The sequence below is a fragment of the Aeromonas sp. 602658 genome (genome assembly GCF_049173005.1).
Classification (GTDB): Bacteria; Pseudomonadota; Gammaproteobacteria; order Enterobacterales; family Aeromonadaceae; genus Aeromonas; species Aeromonas veronii_A.
The window spans coordinates 63,627-80,361 of record NZ_JAAKRF010000001.1 but is presented as its reverse complement, the minus strand read 5'-3'; the positions used below and the strand labels follow the sequence as shown (position 1 = coordinate 80,361).

The 16,735-nt window shown below is 58.6% G+C and carries 14 protein-coding genes; 9 read left to right on the top strand and 5 right to left on the bottom strand.

Going from position 1 to position 16,735, the window contains the following annotated elements; all coding sequences use genetic code 11:
• Positions 1-211: 211 nt before the first annotated feature.
• The gene (locus tag G5253_RS00350; protein WP_266133943.1) at positions 212-718 is read left to right on the top strand and encodes a DUF6615 family protein; all 507 of its coding nucleotides are present in this window, start codon (positions 212-214) and stop codon (positions 716-718) included.
• Between the two features lie 595 nt (positions 719-1,313).
• Positions 1,314-1,964 carry a hypothetical protein gene (locus G5253_RS00345; protein ID WP_266133944.1) on the top strand — a complete coding sequence of 217 codons (651 nt, stop codon included), beginning with the start codon at positions 1,314-1,316 and terminating at the stop codon, positions 1,962-1,964.
• Positions 1,965-2,031: 67 nt separating this feature from the next.
• Here G5253_RS00345 and G5253_RS00340 read toward each other — a convergent pair whose 3' ends face one another.
• Positions 2,032-2,877 carry a DUF1194 domain-containing protein gene (locus G5253_RS00340; RefSeq protein WP_266133945.1) on the bottom strand — a complete coding sequence of 282 codons (846 nt, stop codon included), beginning with the start codon at positions 2,875-2,877 and terminating at the stop codon, positions 2,032-2,034.
• Between the two features lie 167 nt (positions 2,878-3,044).
• On the opposite strand from G5253_RS00340, the gene G5253_RS00335 reads away from it, so the two are divergent.
• Both G5253_RS00335 and G5253_RS00330 read left to right on the top strand, forming a co-directional pair.
• On the top strand, positions 3,045-3,812 hold the full coding sequence (locus G5253_RS00335) for a hypothetical protein (RefSeq protein WP_266133946.1): 768 nt from the start codon (positions 3,045-3,047) through the stop codon (positions 3,810-3,812).
• Entirely contained in the window at positions 3,799-4,245 is a 447-nt protein-coding gene (locus G5253_RS00330) for a hypothetical protein (protein ID WP_266133947.1), read from the top strand. Before G5253_RS00335 ends, G5253_RS00330 begins: the two co-directional genes overlap by 14 nt.
• On the opposite strand, the gene G5253_RS00325 is transcribed toward G5253_RS00330, so the two are convergent.
• From G5253_RS00325 to G5253_RS00310, 4 genes are read right to left on the bottom strand one after another with little or no spacing between them, the layout of a single operon-like run.
• Positions 4,223-4,699, bottom strand: coding sequence for a hypothetical protein (locus tag G5253_RS00325; RefSeq protein ID WP_266133948.1), 477 nt, complete (start codon positions 4,697-4,699; stop codon positions 4,223-4,225). The genes G5253_RS00330 and G5253_RS00325 overlap by 23 nt on opposite strands.
• Before the next feature lie 11 nt (positions 4,700-4,710).
• On the bottom strand, positions 4,711-7,251 hold the full coding sequence (locus tag G5253_RS00320; RefSeq protein ID WP_266133949.1) for a hypothetical protein: 2,541 nt from the start codon (positions 7,249-7,251) through the stop codon (positions 4,711-4,713).
• Positions 7,248-8,447 carry a glycosyltransferase gene (locus G5253_RS00315; RefSeq protein ID WP_266133950.1) on the bottom strand — a complete coding sequence of 400 codons (1,200 nt, stop codon included), beginning with the start codon at positions 8,445-8,447 and terminating at the stop codon, positions 7,248-7,250. Before G5253_RS00315 ends, G5253_RS00320 begins: the two co-directional genes overlap by 4 nt.
• A complete protein-coding gene (locus G5253_RS00310; protein WP_266133951.1) occupies positions 8,444-9,199 on the bottom strand; it encodes an acyltransferase in 756 nt (251 codons plus the stop codon). The genes G5253_RS00315 and G5253_RS00310 overlap by 4 nt, the downstream gene beginning before the upstream one ends.
• A 299-nt stretch (positions 9,200-9,498) precedes the next feature.
• Here G5253_RS00310 and G5253_RS00305 point away from each other — a divergent pair, with 299 nt between their 5' ends.
• The 5 genes from G5253_RS00305 to hybO all read left to right on the top strand — a co-directional run bounded on the left by G5253_RS00305 (position 9,499) and on the right by hybO (position 16,734).
• Positions 9,499-10,818: a lipopolysaccharide biosynthesis protein gene (locus G5253_RS00305; protein WP_266133952.1), complete on the top strand. Its 1,320-nt coding sequence runs from the start codon at positions 9,499-9,501 to the stop codon at positions 10,816-10,818.
• Positions 10,806-12,212: an O-antigen ligase family protein gene (locus tag G5253_RS00300; RefSeq protein WP_201910059.1), complete on the top strand. Its 1,407-nt coding sequence runs from the start codon at positions 10,806-10,808 to the stop codon at positions 12,210-12,212. The genes G5253_RS00305 and G5253_RS00300 overlap by 13 nt, the downstream gene beginning before the upstream one ends.
• The gene (locus G5253_RS00295) at positions 12,209-13,480 is read left to right on the top strand and encodes a glycosyltransferase family 4 protein (RefSeq protein WP_266133953.1); all 1,272 of its coding nucleotides are present in this window, start codon (positions 12,209-12,211) and stop codon (positions 13,478-13,480) included. Before G5253_RS00300 ends, G5253_RS00295 begins: the two co-directional genes overlap by 4 nt.
• Before the next feature lie 12 nt (positions 13,481-13,492).
• Positions 13,493-14,629: a glycosyltransferase family 4 protein gene (locus tag G5253_RS00290; protein WP_266133954.1), complete on the top strand. Its 1,137-nt coding sequence runs from the start codon at positions 13,493-13,495 to the stop codon at positions 14,627-14,629.
• 971 nt (positions 14,630-15,600) lie between these two features.
• Positions 15,601-16,734, top strand: coding sequence for a hydrogenase 2 small subunit (gene hybO, locus G5253_RS00285; protein ID WP_042081998.1), 1,134 nt, complete (start codon positions 15,601-15,603; stop codon positions 16,732-16,734).
• The last annotated feature ends 1 nt before the right edge of the window (position 16,735 follow it).

The window sequence follows — 16,735 nt, the reverse complement described above, 5'->3', positions numbered from 1 at the left end:
GTACAAGTGGAACAGATTTTATATGTTGTTAATATATTTATGAATTATAGTATGGCTGTGAATTGAGGGACTTTAAAGTGAATGGTTGGTCGTGATGACGGGTGGTAGGGCATTGTTAGATGGAAGGAGCTACGAGTATATTAAAAAGTCCTTCTGTTAAATTACTTTAGGTTAATATAAAAATATGACCATATGCAGAAAGAATAAACATTTGAATCAAGATATAAAAAACTTCATGGTATATGTTGATAACGTAAAAGAGGAGTCTATAACAGACTATTTAATGTGGAAGTGGGCTGAAATGGATCCTCGTTTTCGGTATTTTCGTGCCCAAGCGCATACTAGAGTTCATGAGAGTAATGAAACAGGTTCTGATTTTGAGTTGGAGATTTGGTTGGTTACAAAAAAGGGTGGTTGGCCTATATCTGTTCAAGCCAAAAAATTCATTCCGTTGACTGATAAATACTGCGCTAAACTTCGATACCCAGATAATACGGAGAAGCAAATAAACCTATTAATAAAGCATGCGCGTGATAAAAATATGATCCCATGTTATGCTTTTTACACTATTCCTGATAGCAATTCGGTTACAAAAAACAAAGAACACAATGTAACATCGTATGGTGTTTTTATTGCGAATGCAAACTCAATTTATAAAATGTTGAAACCAGTTAAAACTAAATCTAAGACAGCAAAAAAAATAATAGGAACCCTATAATTACCCGGAATGCCTTGCTAGCTGAGTCTTATCCTCTACACACACTTTTTTGCTGTAATGCGGCAACCAAGCCGAAAAATGCTCTTTTGGGTAATGTCAAAAATTTCCATATCAATAGTAATTTACCTAAATACGTTCTGGCTTTGCTAGCACATCATGAAATTACTCAAGAGATAATTGATTCTTATGTAAATGAGATGGAACATCACTCAAAGTATGTAGCTGTAGTGGATATGAGATAGTAATTTTTTTACGTGTTATATTGTACTTTGCGTTATGTGAAGTGCTTTGCGGAAGCTTAGTTATTGTGAATAATACGCCTTAATTTTGTGTTGGCTTGTAGATTCTATTAGCGAAGATCTTGTGGTGCCATTCCCAACCAATGCTGTATGGCAAATATGCCTCTATTGTTGGCTTTGATTATGAGCTAGGAGGCTAAGAAATAGCAATGTTGGCGGATTTGGTGAGTTAAAGAGATATATTTAAGAGAATCAGCGAAAGTCCGATTATGCTTAGTTAAGCTTACCAATGGCCACATATTTACAATATTTTTTACCAGATCTATTTTCTCCTTAGACAAAAACAGGAGTATCAATTGGACTTTGTTACAACAATCACAACATCCGCTATTATTGCCGGTCTAGTAAATACGATTGGAATATTCTGGCTGAAAGAACGACTCAAACAATCAATCAAACATGAATACGATCAAGAGATTGAACATTTGAAAAAACATCTTGAGTTTGATCTAGATAAAAAGAAACGCCTGTATGAAGGTAAGCTGGAACAATATAAGAAGTATCATTCCATGATGGATACCTATTCAAATGTCTCGAGAGTGGCGCTATTCAAGTCATTTCAGGAGGGAATGATTGAGTTACTACAAGAACCATCTAATGACAATACATTGAAATACATAAAGAGTATCCTTGCCCTGCAAGGAGATATTTCTGATAAATTTCTTACTTTTAAAAATGAAATCGGTGGTCTTAGACTTGAGGCTGGGGGTGAGTTACTTGCGCTAATTGACAGATACATCATTCTTCTTGAGCAGACGCAGGAGAAAACAGTAACTTTCTTAAATTGGATGAATTCAAATGCGCCTAAATTCATAACCTCTCCAGGTGAAACAAATGAATATGTTCAGAGGTATATAGCTGAAGAGTTCTCTGTTTCAGGCAAGGAGTTGCTCGAAGTACAAGAAAAAATGTTCAGAGAAATGAGGCGTGAGCTCGGAATAGTTTAACAAGCAGCTTAGCCCCAAAAAAATCAGGGAGCCATGGCTCCCTAATCGCGACACACGGGATGATTAGCTAGCCGATAGCTGGCGTTTGTTGCCAGTTGGCTTGCTGCGGACGGCCTTGAGATCGGCGCTGATAGCGCCAGGCCAGCAGTAGCGGCATACCGAGCAGCAGCTGGGCGGCCAGCGGGATCTCCTCGATGGGGGCGGCCAGTGCCCCTTCCGGAATAATGCCCCCCTCAATTTCGGCCGCCAGTTTGAGCTCCAGCGCATTGCCAAAGTCGGCGAAGGTGGTGGCATTGATGACAAATGCATCCTGACCGCCCGCCACGTTCTCCACATACCACTCTTGCAGTACCCCATCGGCATAGTCCTGACCTATGGTGATGCCGTTGATGGTATCGATGCCGGAGGCGAGCAGTTGATCCCGCACGGTAGAGGTATCCAGCCCGTTGTTCTGGATACCGTCACCTGACACATCCATCACCTGGCGGGCGGCGGTGTAGTTGTTGGTATCAAACTGCTGGGCACCAAAGGCCATGGCCGAACCGGGGGCCGTCATCCCCGCATAGGGGCGGACCAGGGCATCAAGGGTGGCGGCGAAGTTGTTGATGGAGGTCATGTCGTAGAGGTGGAACCAGTCGGTCATCAGACTTTGCTGGTTGCTGCTGCTCCACATGATCATCTGTACGGCGATGGAGCCGAGTTTGCCGCCACTGGTGTCGAGGATGGCGCTTTGTACATCCTGACTGTAAAAGGCGTCCACATACCCCTGTAATTGCAGATTGAATTCCGATGAACTGACGCTGCCTGACACATCCATCAGCAGTTGCAGTTCGGTATCGACTTCGGTCAAGGCGTATGCGGGGGAGGTTACCAACAACATCCCCAGCAGCCCTGCCAACGGTTTGAGTTTCATTGCTCACTCCTTCTCCCTGGCGCTAGTGCCAGCAGGGGGAATGAATAAAGCGTGCCAGCTTTGGCGAATCCTCTGACTTGGCTTGGTCCGGGTGAGGCTGGGCAGGCATGGAACTTGCGAGAACTTGCGACAGAGGTCAAAAGCGCTGATAACCGGCAGGAGTTGCGATGGAGATCCGTCCCTGGCAGTGGGCACCCAACTGGCTGCTGCTTGGTTTGGCCAATCAGTGGGGCATGGTGTGGCTCAATATGGGCCACTTCAACCTGCTGGTGGTGTTGCTGATTGCTATCTGGTGGCAAATTGCATCGCGGGTTGCACCGAGCTGGCGCCCGCATCCACTGGCGCTCGCCCTCTTTATCCTGCTGATCCTGATCCCCAGTGCCAGTTGCAAGGCGCTGGCCTGTCTGCTGCTGGTGGCCTCGCTGTGGCGCCGTTGCCAGAGTGGCGATGAGCGGGCGGTGTTGCAGATTGTGCTCGCCTTTACCGTGGCGGTGTTGTGGGGGCAGCAGGTGTTTGCGTTGCTCTCCGGCCCTGTGTTGGCCCTCGATGCTTGGGGGGTGGGCCAGTGGTTGCAACTGCTGGGTTGGGAGATCCACCTTGATGGCAACCGCATCGAGCGGTTGGGGGGCCACGCTCTGATCGTACTCAAGGGGTGCTCCTCGTTTTCTCAACTCTATCTGGTGGTGCTCTCCTGGCTGGTCTCTTGCTGCTGGCTGGCGCCGGATCGGCCCCTCTACCGGCAGTGGCCCATGTTGCTGCTGGTTTGCCTGCTCTATATCGGGGCCAATCAGCTGCGGTTGGTGCTGATGAGCCTGGATCTGCGCTGGTATGGCTGGCTGCATACCGGCTCGCTGGCCCAGCTCTACCAGTGGGCCATCATGTTGTTGGTGATGACCATCCTCTTTATCCGAGGACGCCGTGATGCATCTATCTAGGGGATATCTGTTGCTGTTGCTGGTGGCGCTGCTCAGTGCTGCCGCCATGGGCTGGCGTTATCAGAACCGGGCAGTTAACGAGGGAGCCAAGCCGATGCTGCTGGAGCTGGTCCAGATGGGCTGGCGCTTGCGGGTGGCTACGCCGGTATTGGGCGGCACCTATGTCAGCTATCAGCTTGCCCATCCCCGTTGTGACGGCCTGCTGCAGGCCATGCTGGTGGCGCCGGATAGCGAGGCGATGTCAGTGACGCTGGCGGGTGAAGGGATGAGCCAAGGGGTGATGTTTTTAGGCGAGCTGTACCAGAGTCCGCCGCTGCTCTCGTACCGTCTTACCCAGGGTTGGCGCAAATTGTGGGGGCTGTCCCCATATCCCCTCTATCGGGTGGCCTTGCCGACCACCTGCCTCGGCCTTATTGCGCCGCCGCTGGGGTGACCGACCCCGATTCACCGTTTGGCAGAATGCGGATCAGCACGGTATTGGGGGCCAGCATGGGGTCATAGCGGGGCTCCAGCTCAATGGCGCGAGAGCCCAGCAAGCGGGTGAGTGCGGTTAGCCGCACGCTCGCTATCCGCGCACTCTCCAGCATGTCGGTTTGCAGCCCGGGGCCGCTTACCAGCGCAATCCGGGCCGGATCCTTGCGTCCCAAAAACTGATGCAGCAGCTGCTCCTGATCCGCTGGCAGTTGTGTCTCCGCTTGCTGGTACTGCAGTTGCAGCTGGGGCTGTTCGGCCATTTGTTGTTCCCGCAACTGGTTGAGGATCGGCAGGGTCTCATTGACCGGCTCCTGACGGGCGCAACCGGTGAGGATCAGCAGCGGCAGCATAAGGGGCAACAGGCGGGGCAGGACGCTGTCTTTGGCTGTGGAGCGGGGAGTCTGGTTGGCCATACGCAGTCACTTCAGGAGGATGAGTTGGCACCAGTTTGCAATGTTTTCAATCCCTTGGCCAGTTGTTCAATCTCGCGGCGCCACTGGATCCAGGCGGCAGAGGGCAGTTGCTCTGCCACCTGCCAGCGGGTCGGCAGCTGATCGCGCAGGCGCTCCAGCAGCAGGGCGGCCTCCACCTGATAGCGGGTCTCCTGCTCCAGCCAGGCGAGCCAGCGCAGATCCTCGATGGCTTGCTGCAACAGCAACAGATTGTGGGAGAGGCGGTGCGCCTCGCAGGCTTGCGGGCCGAGCAGCATAAAGTCGCTCTCCCGCCCATCTGTGGGGTCATAGGGCAGGGCGGTGGGCATGCGGCCATGCCACTGCAAATAGCCCTCGGCGCCGCTTTGCCACAGATAGAACCCGGCGGCTCTCGGGGTGCCCAGATTGTAAAACCAGGGGGTGACCTTGTGCTGGCGCACTCGCGCCACATCGGTTTTGTCGGCGCCAAAACCTGCGTTGATCAGGGCAATCTCCACCTCTGCCAGCAGACCAACCTGACCCGGGTGGTTGAAGTGTCCCGCGCGGATCACCGCCGGATCCCGCCGTTTCATCTCCCGTGCCAAAGTGGTGATGGCGGGTAGGGTGGCGAGATCGGGTTCATCAAACAGGCTCCATGCCAGCGGTGGCAAGCCGTTGGCGGTCAGCGCCTGTTGCCGCGCCTGCCACTGTTCGAGCTGGCGGGCAGGGTCGCCCCCCCAGCGTTTGAGCGGGGTATAGGCCAGCAGGGGCGGCACAAAGCCGAGCCCGGCCGCCTCTCCCATGATCTCCCGCATCCCCGCTTCATCCTGTGGCAGGGCGGGTGAAAGGCCGCTGATCCCGAGTTTGGCGAGCCGCAGCAGATCGCAGCGACTGGCCGCGGAGATCTGCTCTTTTAGCGCCTCGGGGTTGGGGCTCAGCCAGTTGAGATAGGGGGGCGCTTCGACATAGATGCCGACCGGCTTGCTGGCCGCGGGCAGAGTCAGCGGCAGCACCTCGATAGTCAGTGGCAACTGCACCAGTTGCTGTTGGCTCATCAGCTGAATATTGCCCAGAAAGCGCCCCGCCGGGGCATCGCGGGGGACTGTGATCTGCAGCACCAGACGCCGAGGTACGCCTGCCAGCAGGGTGAGTCCGGCGATCCCCTCGACCAGCTCCTGATCCGAGGGGGCCAGCAGGGTGCCACTCGCCTGCGGGCGAACCAGATGCCACTTGCCGTAATAGGGGGTCAGCGCCAGCGGCGATCCTGCCTGCTCGGGGGGCTGGATCACCAGCAAGGGGGCCGGATCGTCGGTGGCGGCGTGGATGGCAAACTCCAGCAACAGCTGGCTGCCACGGGCGGCCAGCACCGGTTGTGAAGCCTGCTGCAACGCATCGGCCGCAGATAGCGGGGCGATCTGCAGGGTTGGGGCGGCATCCGTAATCGGCGTGAGGCTCAGCTGCTGCACAGCTGGGGCTGGGGTTGGGGAATAGGGGGCCAGAGTCCACTTTTCCAAAAACAGCTGGCGCTGCTTGGTCAGCACGCTTGCGGTAGCGTCGGCCAATACGGCGCGATCTTTTCCACTATTCGGGAGAGCCTCTTTGCTGGTGGGGGCCGGATTGGGGGCAAACAGCAGCCCCGCCAGGTATTTGGCATCCGGTGAGTGACCCACCAATGTGATAGTGAGCGGGCCGCCGGGGTGGATCAGGGTGACATGGACCGGGCCGCCCTGTCGTGCCCCGAACAGCTGCCAGGGATCCGGATTTGGCAGTGCCTCGCGGGATTGCCCTACCAGATAGCGCTGCGTTAGCCACTCCTGCGGTTGCCACTGCTCGGCCCAGATGGGCTCGCCATTGACCAGCACGCTGCGCTCGAAGGGGTGGGGCAGGTACTCCCACTCGCCGGGGTCATCGAGCCAGAGGGTAAGCTGGTAGCGCCCTTTGGCGACCTCCAGCCGTACGCCATCCAGATTGCGCAGCCCATCGCGAACCAGGGCATCGCCGGAGGGGCGCAAGATGGGGGTGGGATGGCCAATCAGCCGGGGATCTCCCGGACTCAGGGCCTCAAAGCCGGTAAATCGGGGCGCGGCGGCCGCCCCCAGATCCAGCGCAATGGTGCCCTCAGGCAGGGTCAGACCGGGCTCCCAGTACCAGCGGTGAATGGTCAGCGAGGGGGCGTTATCGGCCATAAAGAGATAGAGCTTGGTGAGTTTGTCGAGCGCCAGCGCTCTGGGCTGGCTGGTGCGCCACTCGCTCAAGGCAAAGCGCTGGGTGAAGGGGCCGGGGGCGACAATCCGCTCCAGATTGACCCGGCTGCGGTAGTTGACCGAGGCCTCATCGTCTATACGCAGGATCAGGGTTTGCGGGCGGGCGCTGGGGTTATAGCCCTCGATCACCAGTTCATCATCGCTGCCCACCGGCCAGCTGTGGCTGCTCAGATCGAGCCGCTGGGGTGTCTGGTTGCCCGTCAGGGATAGCGGGGTCTGCCCCTCCAGCCGGGTGGTGGCGATTGCTGCATGGCAGCAGAGCAGGATAACCAGCCAGAGCCCTCTGCTCATCCGGCCAGCCCCTTTAGCCAGTTGTTCAGCTCGGCAGCCTTGTGATCCCAGCTTTGCAGGGCAACCTGCTGTTGGCGCGTGTGACGCCCTTCGCTGCGGGTGAGCCCTTCCCAGCCACTCTCCTGAAACCAGCCCTGATTGGGTTGATCAAAGGCGGCCCGGTTGATGGCTTGGGCCAGGCTCTCCCCATCGTGGGGGAGCTGGATCTGATCCCGATAGCCATCGAGGGCCGGAAAATCGGTGCTGACGATGGGGCGCCCTGCGGCCAGATACTCGCGCAATTTCAACGGATTGCAGGCTCGGATCTGGGCGTTGTCGACAAAAGGCAGCAGACTCACCTGCCAGTGCTGGGCATAGGCCGCCAGCGTGTGATGGGGACGGGGCCCCAGCAGATGGATATTGGGGAGCCCCTTGAGGGGGGTGATATCGGTCTGGACCGGGCCAATCAGCACCAGATCCCAATGGGGCAGGGCGGCCGCCGTCTCTGCCAGCAGGGGGATATCAATCCAGTCGCTCAGGCTGCCGTAAAATCCGGCAATGGGACGGCCGGAAGGGAGATCCGCCGGGCGTTCTCTGGGGGGCATAAACAGCTCGAGATCCACGCCGTGGCTGAGGAGCCGGGTTTTATGGGGGGGAAAGCGGCTGGCCAGCGCGGGGCTGGCGGCCAGAATGAGATCCGCTTTTTCCACCAGTCGGGCTTCGCAGTGGGCAATGGCTTGATGATCCACCCCCGCCAGCGCCGAGAAGTCATCGCCGCAGTAGTAGATCACCGCCCGCTCTTCGAGCTTGCCAATCAGATCGACGGCGCTGGGCAGGGAGATCCAGAGCAAGGGGCGATCCAGCTCGGGCAACTGGCGCCGGATCTGCGCCGCCAGCCAGTGGCCATTGATCTTGCCCGCCAGACGACTGCCCGGCAGTGGCAAGGCGAGCGGCGGCAGAACCCGGGGGCTGCTGGCTTCGGATGGCGCAACCAACTGGCCGCCAGCATGGCGCGCGCCGCGCAGCACGGCCCCCAGTTTGCGGACGATGCGGGTGAGATCATGAAGGGTAAAACGGGGGCAGCGCATGCCGATGGAGTTGACCCAGAGCACCTGATAATCGGGCAACAGACGCTTGATCAGGTGCTGGGTGCTGGAGGGGTGCTGGCCCCAATCCTCGCCCAGCACCACCAGTTGCGGCAGTGAGTGTGGTTTCATGCAAGGGTCTCCGAGGCGTGTGCGAGGTCGCTGTGATCCTGTGGTTGCAAGGGGCGCAGTACGGTGGCCGGTACACCCGCTGCCAGCACACCTGCGGGCAGATCCCGAGTGACGACGCTGCCTGCGGCGACAATGGTACCGGCGCCTATGGTGACACCGGCCATCACCATCACCCCGGTGCCGAGCCAGACATCCTGCTCCAGCACGATGGCCCCCACCTGTTCATCGCGATCCGGTTTGCCAAGAGCGCGGTCGCGGGCGTTGACCGGGTGCCCTGGGTAGCCCGCCAGAAAGGCACGCCCTGCAATCCGGACGTTATCCCCCAGCACTATCTTGCTGCCCACCGCCAGGGTGGTCTGCCAGCCAATCCCGACATTGCGGCCAATGACCAGCCGTGGTGTCTGGCTCGATGCCCGGCCGCTGATGGTCATGGCGGCGCTGAGGCGGCAGTCGGCACCAATTTCGATGGTGACCGGACCGCTGATATAGGGGATGCCGCCATAGAGATAGAGGCGCGGGGCGGGGGCCGTGAGGCGAGATTGAAACAAGGGGGTCCACCAGAGGGTGCGGGTCAGGGTCGCCAGCGCGTTGCTGCCGAGCAGATAGAGCCGATAAAGCAGCCGATGCAGGGGAGGGATCACGGGGAATGACCAGTGACGGGCACTTTTGGCCAGTCGCCATATCCGGCGAGCCAGTGGCGTCTCCCCCTGTTTGGCCCAGCTTTTCATCCGGTGCAGGTTGATGGTGTTCATGGCGACCTCTCCCTTTGGTGCAGTCCGTTGCTCGCTAAGCAGAAAGCAGGGATCGGGCCAACAGGACAGCCCCAGCTAGATCGGGCCAAATGGGGCTAAGAGGAGGGGCAGATTGCGCCGGTCGGTGCAATTTGCAGCCAGCGTTGTGCAAAACGCAAATGCCAGTCTCATTCTGGGCTTGTTCAGGCCGGTTAAGCCGTGCAGAGAAGCTATCGTCTCTGGGCGGGAGTGAGTGGCGTGGGCTTTGCATTAGCGGTAGCTGACCCGGAGCAGGATGCTTCGGGTGGCTGGGAGGCCCTATGAAACTTGGTGTGAACCAGATTGCCATGCTCTATTACGCCGGCGGCTTGCTCCTGATGAAGGGGATCTCCCTGCTGATGCTGCCAGTGTTGACCCATCAGCTGCTGCCTCGCGAATACGGCCAGCTGGAGGTGCTGCTGACCCTCATCAATCTGGGTTCCCTTATTTTGGGCTTCGGGCTGGTGGATGCCCTCTACCGCTTTGCCGGATTGGCGAAAGATGAGCAGGAGCGCCAGCAGGTGGTGGCCCGCATGTTTGGTCTGGTCTGGCTGATCGCCCTGGGCAGTCTGGTGCTGCTCTGGCTGCTGGCGCCTTTGGTGCAAGCCTGGCTGCCGGTGGAAACCCGCCTTGCGGATGTGCGCTGGGTGCTCTGCGCCCTGCCGTTTGAAGGGGTGATCGGCGTGCCGCTGGCATGGCTGCGGATGCGCAATCAGGCGCGGTTCTTTTTCGTGGCGACCGCAGGCAAGGCGGTGATCCAGTCGGTGCTGACCGGCTGGTGGCTCTGGCTCGGTTGGGGCGTGAGCGGGGTACTGGCCTCCGGCACCCTGACCTGCGTTGCACTGGCGCTGCTGCTGAGCCTCTGGCAGTGGCGAGATAGCGGGATCCGCTTTGACTGGCAGCACTATCGGCCGCTGCTGCGCTATGGATTGCCCCTGGTGGTGAGCGGGCTGGCAGGCTTTGCCCTGAGCGGACTGGATCGCTGGTTGCTGGCCGATGTGGTGGGGGAGGCGCTGCTTGCCTACTACGCCGTTGCGGGCAAGCTCGCGCTGGCGGTGGGGTTGTTGCTGCAACCCTTTGCTCTCTGGTGGTATCCCCGCCGTTTCATGCTGCTGCGCGAGCCGGATGGACTGCGACTCAATGCCCACTACAGCGTGATGGGGTCGGTGTTGGGGTTTGTTACCGCGGGGATTGTCGGGCTCACCGCCCCCTTGCTTATTCGCTGGCTGACCCCGGAGAGCTATCACGGGGCGATCGCCTATATTCCGCTGCTGGTGCTGGGCATGGCGGTGCGCAATGTCTCGGACTTGCTCAATGTCGGCTGCTTTAGCGGCGAGAAGAGCAATGCCCAGATGGTGATCAATCTGGGCTGCAGCGCCCTTGGGGTGGCAGGCTTTCTGCTCGCCATCCCCCCCTTCGGGGTCGCCGGGGTGATCTGGACCCTGCTGCTGGTCTATCTGGTACGGGCGCTGGCCTTTTATCTGGTGAGCCAGCGGTTGCTGCCGCTGCCGTATCGCCTCTCGACCCTCTGGGCCAGTTCCCTCGGGGCGCTGGCGATGGTCTGGCTCGGCCAATGGTGGGCAGGATCATGGCTCGTCTAACGCCAGCCATCTGGGCAAGCGCCATCTGTCTGGTGCTGGCTCTACTCTGGTGGCGGCTGCCCCATCCCTTGCTGCTGCCGGTGCTCGGCCTTGCCATTCCCGCCATCTGGTTTGCCCTGCGCTGGCCCTTCTTGATGGTGCTGGGATTTGTCACCTTCTCCTTCTTTCGGCTGCATGAGGTGTTCCCCCAGCTCTATCCCCTCAAGATCCCGCTGCTCTTCTCGCTGGCCGCCATCGGCGCGCTGGTCTGGCACATTTTGCTGACCGGCCGGATCAAGCCCTACTGGAGTCCAGCGCTGAGCTGGCTGACGGCTTTCTTTGTGATGGTCTCCATCGGTGTGCTGTTTGCCAGTAATCGGGGTGAGGCGATCGCCACCTGGACCGGCAGCTACAGCAAGATCTATCTGATGACCCTGGCCACCGCCTGGCTGGTGCGCACACCGGGGGATTTTGCGCTGGCGGTGCGCACCTTCGTGGTAGCGGGCTGTCTGGTGGCGCTGGTGGCCCTCTACAACAAGGCGAGCGGGATTGGGCTGGTGGAGGGGACCCGGGTGACCATAGGGCGCGAGCTGGGCTCTGTGCTGGGGGATCCCAACGATCTGGCGCTGGTGCTGCTCTTTCCTGCCGGCTTTTCGCTGAGTTTGCTGCTCAATCAGGGCAATGGGGTGGGGGGGCGTTTACTGGGGGGGCTCGGCTTTGCGCTGACTGCGGCCGCCATTATCGCCACTCAGAGCCGCGGCGGCTTGCTTGGCGTGTGTGCGGTCAGCGGCCTGTTTGCCTGGCAGCGGGTGAAGTCGAAAACCCTGTTGATCTCGATGGGGATGGTCGCGCTGGTGGTGCTGTTTGCCGCTGCCGGGATCAGCGATCGGGCATCTGGCGGCGCCGCCGAGAGCGGGGTCGATGCCTCGGCCATGGGGCGGATCTACGCCTGGCAAGCAGCTTGGGGGATGGCACTGGGCCATCCGCTGGTAGGGGTGGGCTTGTCCAATTTTTATTACAACTACTTCTTCTACAGCCCCCATTGGGATGGACTCAATCATGCGGTGCACTCCACCTGGTTCGGGGTGCTGGCTGAAACCGGCTTTGTCGGGTTGGCGCTGTTTATCGGCATGGTGACGGTGACCCTGCGCAGTTGCTGGCGTTGCCAGCTCGCTGGCATGCCTCCTGCAGTGATCACGGCGATGCAGGGGGTGATGGCCAGCATGGTTGGGTTTGTGATTTCGGGATCCTTCCTGACCCAGGGCTTTACCTGGCCCATCTATCTGGAATTGGCGCTGGCCGTCGCCGCCATCAAGTACGTGCAGCAGGCAGCCACAGAGGTGAAGGCCACCGCTGAGGATCATCAGGAGGCAACCCGGTTGCCGGCAGTGCCACCAAAGGGAGCAAGAGGATGAACGCAACCCCTGTTTTGCTGGTTCACTACGGAGAGGACTGGATCCGCGGCAGCGAACGCTGCCTGCTGGATCTGCTGGCCCACCTCGATCGCAGCCGGTTTACGCCGTTGCTCTGGTGCAATAGCCCGACGCTGGCGGCAGAGGCGGCCACCCTCGGGGTCGAAACCATGGTCGAGCCGTTCAGCCTGCTGCTGGGATGGCAGGCGCCCCGCTTTGATCTTGCTGCCCATCGGCGCCTCTCCCGGCAAGCCAGAGAGCTCATCACCGAGCGGCAGATTGGGCTGGTGCATGCCAACAGCGCGGCCCCTTGTCAGTGGCTGGTGGGGGTCTGTCGAGTGTTGCAGGTACCGCTGGTGTGCCACCTCCATGCCCGTTACCAGCCCAGAGACAGATTCAGCCTGCGGGTTCATCAGGCAAGCGTGCTGATCGGGGTGAGCGAGCCGGTGTTGACCGGCTGGCGCCAGGATGGCTGCGCGGCCGATCGGTTGATCCGGGTGCCCAACGGGGTGGATGCCGCTCGCCTGAATGGCGGTGCTCACTGGCCGGTCTTCGGCATGCTGGGCTTGCCACCGGGGGATATGATCATCGCAACCGTCGGCTCATTGATCAAACGCAAGGGGATTGATCTGCTGATCCGCTCGCTGGCTGCCCTGATGGCATCGGGAGAGGAAGCCCAGTTGCTGATCATTGGCAGCGGCCCGGAGCGGGAAGCATTGATGGCGTTGGCTGTCGAGCTCGGGGTGGCCGAGCGGGTCCACTTTCTCGGCGAGCGGCCGGACAGCGCGGCTATCTTGCGGGGCGGGGTGGATCTGCTGGTCTCCGGCGCCCGTGAGGAGGTGTTTGGTCTGACGTTGGCGGAGGCGGGCATGTTGGGACTTCCGGTCAGTGCCTACCGAGTGGGCGGCATCCCCGAAGTGGTGGAGGAGGGGGTGACCGGCTTGTTGGCAACCCCGGGGGAGTGGGCCGAGATGGCTGATCACTGGCGGCAATTGAGCAATCCGCAGCGCCGATGTGAAATGGGGCGGGCCGCTCAGCTGCGTGCCGCGCAGTTGTTCACGGTGGCGCGCTACGTTGACGGGGTCACGGCGGTGTGGGACGCCGCGCTGGCTGGTCGTTGGCACGCAACGGCCCCCACACCCTTCCGACCACTCATTCATTGGGCGGGGCAACGACTCCTTGCCAGAGGTCGCAATATGCTGGCGAGTGGGATGGCAAAAGTGGCGCAAAAAGTGCAGTTGGGGTTTGGCCGCCGCAAGGTACCAGAGTAAGGGAGCAGCAAGATGAGCATGCAAACTGAGCCGGTGTTTGGAAAGGTCATCGTCGTGGATCCCATCCCGTTTCGCGGTGGCTCCAAGGTTGCGACCGAAGTGCTGCTCGATGAGTTGGCCAAACGGATGCCCGGGCTCACATGCCATGTGCTGACCCTAGATCCCGACTCCTGGTCCCGTTGTCAGCATCATCCTCTTTGGCTGCCCCACATATTGAAGGGGCGGGAGTCCGGCATCGGCTATCTGCTCAAACAGGGGTGGCAGACCTTGCTGATCCTCTGGCTGGTGTTGCGATTGGGGGAGGTGAAGTGCCTGGTGGCGGCGTCCGGGCCGGGGGTGGATCTCTGCTGTTACTGGGCTGCCCGCTGGTTGCGGTGCCGGGTGGTTCAGCTGATCCATGGCCCTGTGGGGTGCTCGGGGCTCTCTGCCAGGGCCTTGCAACGGGCGAGTTTTGTCTTTTATCTGGAATCGACGCGCAGCTCCCTGGCGGCATTGCTGGCCCGGCTTGGCGAGACCGAGTTCCCGTCACACTGGCAGCCATTTACCAATGGTTTGAGCGAGATTGATTGGCCCAAAGCGACCCTGGGGGGGCCTCGTATTTTGTGGGCGGCCTCGTTGCTGCGCTGGAAGGGGCTGGAGACCATGCTGGCCGCCCATCAACTGATCCCTGATGCTCGCCCCGAGCTGATGGTGTGCTATCTGCAACCCAAGGGCACGCTGCAACCCTGCAGCCAGCCTCAACCACAACTGCCAGACACGCACTGGTATGCCAACCCCGCCAATCTTGACGAGATCCGATCTCAATGCGGCATTTTTGTCTCCACGAGTCACCAGGAACCCTTTGGTCTCTCCATTCTGGAGGCCATGGCGGCGGGATTATGCGTAGTGATCCCGGCCGATGGCGCCTGGTGGGATCGACACCTCACCGATGACGTGAATTGCCGTAAATATCAGCCAAACGATCCCGGCGATCTGGCGCGGGTGCTGGCCAGCCTCAATGCCATGCCCGACGTGGTCAAGCGACTTGGCCATCATGCCCGCCTGCATGCCATGGTCCATTACAACGCGGCGGATACCTATCAAAGCACACTGGATCAGTGGGAAGGTATGTTGCGATGGGATGCGTTGAGCCTTGCCGTGAGTGGTTAGCGCTTGCTTGGCCAGCAGGCGTGGCGGTTGCCGGTGCCACTGCTCAACTGAAGGTCCACGGATTTTTCTTGGTTGGCCCGTTTATCCCTCTCTCATTATTGCTGACTATTACTGAATGAGAATAATTATCATCGTTGCTGATGAAGAGGGATATTTACGCTTTGGTTAATTAGTCAAGGTGACGTTAAGGTAAATAGTATGAGTGTGAGCGGTAACATCTGTAACCTGATAAACAAGTTCGCCGCCAATTAAATATTATCACTTTGTTGCAGATGGTCTGATGATGAACTGTTTATCTTACCGTCAAATTGAATGTGAATTCATGATGATGCGTAAACATATCCACCGTCGCGATATTTTACTCGTCTCGACATCGGATGATAAAGCGTATCTGGATACCCTCCGATATGAATACATCATCTGCATCTTCTTACTGCTCAGGTTCAACAGACGGGGATGCAACCAGGGGCGCTGCCGCTAGTGCTTTCCGGCAGAGTCCATCTGCGCGAATTTACGGGAAATGCTGCCATGAAGGCCCTGGCAGCAAGGGTTGAGCGGGTCTCTTGTTCCTGCCATGATTTGGTGTTGCAAACCGTGCTGAGTCAGATATAAAGCCAGTAAAATATGCAATTCAGTGAGTAAAGGTATATTTTATTGAACATTTATTTTCGGGTATCAATATTGTGAAATAAGCGGCATGGCACAGTCATTCCGCATGTTAATTTAACTGGGAACAAAAGGGTATTTGGTCCGGTGATTAATTATTTGCTGTCCAATTAAGTTCATAAAATTTATTTTATCGCCAAATATCTCTTTGGGGGTAATTAATTCTGTTTGTGATGTGGCTCGCTATGTAAATAGGGGGAAGCCGGTCGAAGTTGATAGAGATCAATACTGTGATGTGGGTGAGTCCTTAGCATTTCTCCTATTAAGCATTTACCAAACAAGTGCTCACTACGGGAATAACTAGAATGGTCGAGGATAATTTTTTATCGGCTCATGGGATTAATCGCCGTGATTTTATGAAATTGTGTGCCGGGATGGCCGCAACCCTGGGATTAAGTCAGCATGCCGTCGCCAAGATGGCCACTGCGCTCACTAGCCCCGAGCGGCCGCCGGTGATCTGGATTGGGGCGCAGGAGTGCACCGGTTGTACCGAATCGCTGCTGCGCGCCACGCACCCCACCATCGAGAACCTGATCCTCAACACCATTTCGCTGGAGTACCACGAGGTGCTCTCGGCGGCCTTTGGTCATCAGGCTGAAGAGAACAAGCACAACGCCATGACCCGCTACAAGGGCAAGTATGTGCTGGTGGTGGATGGCTCCATTCCGCTCAAGGATGGCGGCGTCTACTGCATGGTGGCCGGTGAACCCATCGTCGACCATATTCGCCGTGCCGCCGCCGATGCGGCTGCCGTCATCGCCATCGGCTCCTGCGCTGCCTGGGGCGGTGTGCCTGCCAGCGGTGGCAACCCGACCGGCGCGGTCAGCCTGGAAGAGGCGCTGGGCAATATCGGCACACCGATCATCAATATCCCGGGCTGTCCGCCCAATCCCCACAACTTCCTCACCACGGTTGCCTACTACATCACCTACGGCAAGCTGCCGGCGCTGGATAGCAAGAAGCGTCCGCTGTTTGCCTATGAGCGGCTGATCCACGAGAACTGCGAGCGTCGTCCGCACTTCGACGCAGGGCGTTTTGCCAAGGAGTTTGGTGATGAGGGCCACCGGCAGGGCTGGTGTCTCTACCATCTGGGCTGCAAAGGGCCGGAGACCTATGGCAACTGCTCGACCCTTGAGTTCTGCGATGTGGGCGGCGGCATCTGGCCGGTCGGCATCGGTCACCCCTGTTATGGCTGCAACGAGCAGGGGGTCGGTTTTAGCAAGGGGATCTTCCAGCTCGCCAAGGTCGAGAACCCGACCCCGCGGGTGGATAAACCCGATGTGAAGATCCAGGAGGGGGGCTATACCTCGCCCACCGCGACCGGCCTTATCGGTGGCGCCCTCGGGGTGCTGGTAGGGGTGAGTCTGATGACGGTGCGTGAACTCGGTCGCCAGCAGAAACGCCACGAAGCCGGGCAGCACCCATCACGGGAGGAGTAAC

Coding starts and splice junctions, on each gene's coding strand:
- G5253_RS00340 (WP_266133945.1), bottom strand. CDS start 2,877: ATGAAACTCAAACCGTTGGCAGGGCTGCTGGGGATGTTGTTGGTAACC.
- G5253_RS00335 (WP_266133946.1), top strand. CDS start 3,045: ATGGAGATCCGTCCCTGGCAGTGGGCACCCAACTGGCTGCTGCTTGGT.
- G5253_RS00330 (WP_266133947.1), top strand. CDS start 3,799: ATGCATCTATCTAGGGGATATCTGTTGCTGTTGCTGGTGGCGCTGCTC.
- G5253_RS00325 (WP_266133948.1), bottom strand. CDS start 4,699: ATGGCCAACCAGACTCCCCGCTCCACAGCCAAAGACAGCGTCCTGCCC.
- G5253_RS00320 (WP_266133949.1), bottom strand. CDS start 7,251: ATGAGCAGAGGGCTCTGGCTGGTTATCCTGCTCTGCTGCCATGCAGCA.
- G5253_RS00315 (WP_266133950.1), bottom strand. CDS start 8,447: ATGAAACCACACTCACTGCCGCAACTGGTGGTGCTGGGCGAGGATTGG.
- G5253_RS00310 (WP_266133951.1), bottom strand. CDS start 9,199: ATGAACACCATCAACCTGCACCGGATGAAAAGCTGGGCCAAACAGGGG.
- G5253_RS00305 (WP_266133952.1), top strand. CDS start 9,499: ATGAAACTTGGTGTGAACCAGATTGCCATGCTCTATTACGCCGGCGGC.
- G5253_RS00300 (WP_201910059.1), top strand. CDS start 10,806: ATGGCTCGTCTAACGCCAGCCATCTGGGCAAGCGCCATCTGTCTGGTG.
- G5253_RS00295 (WP_266133953.1), top strand. CDS start 12,209: ATGAACGCAACCCCTGTTTTGCTGGTTCACTACGGAGAGGACTGGATC.
- G5253_RS00290 (WP_266133954.1), top strand. CDS start 13,493: ATGAGCATGCAAACTGAGCCGGTGTTTGGAAAGGTCATCGTCGTGGAT.
- hybO (WP_042081998.1), top strand. CDS start 15,601: ATGGTCGAGGATAATTTTTTATCGGCTCATGGGATTAATCGCCGTGAT.